We start from the raw sequence: 424 nt of genomic DNA, 5'->3' as shown, positions 1-424 counted from the left end.
GTCGAACAGGTTGCTCACGTTCAGCTTCAGCGAGGTCTTGTCGTCAAACGCGTACTCGGCCATGGCGTCCACCACGGCAAAGCCGCTGGCGTACACGGCGCGCGAGCCCTCGGGGTTCTGCTTGGCGCGGTATGTCAGGCCAGCACCCACACGCAGCTTGGAGGTGACGGCGTAGGTGCTCCACACGCTGCCGCTGTGCTTGGGCGTGAGGCCGGGTCGGTCACCCTGCACCTGCGCGCCGCCGCCGTTGGAGGCCAGCACCACGTTGCTCTTGTCGATCTTGGCCGACGGGATCCAGGTGTGGTTGAAGAACAGTTCCCATTGGGGCGTGAGGCGGCCCGCCAGGTTGAACTCCATGCCGGTGGCGTGGCGCTTGCCCGAGAGCAGTTCTTGCGCGGCAGCGGTGTCGGGGTCGGTGTTGCGC

At 66.7% G+C, this 424-nt stretch carries 1 protein-coding gene; it reads right to left on the bottom strand.

Annotated elements, in window-relative coordinates; translation table 11 throughout:
* A partial coding sequence (locus tag GPA27_RS28535) for a TonB-dependent receptor domain-containing protein (RefSeq protein WP_169143750.1) occupies positions 1-424 on the bottom strand: 424 nt, incomplete at both ends.

The organism is Aromatoleum toluolicum (assembly GCF_012911005.2).
Classification (GTDB): domain Bacteria; phylum Pseudomonadota; class Gammaproteobacteria; order Burkholderiales; family Rhodocyclaceae; genus Aromatoleum; species Aromatoleum toluolicum.
Note: the sequence above shows the minus strand (reverse complement) of the source record. Positions and strands in the feature narration are given on the sequence as shown.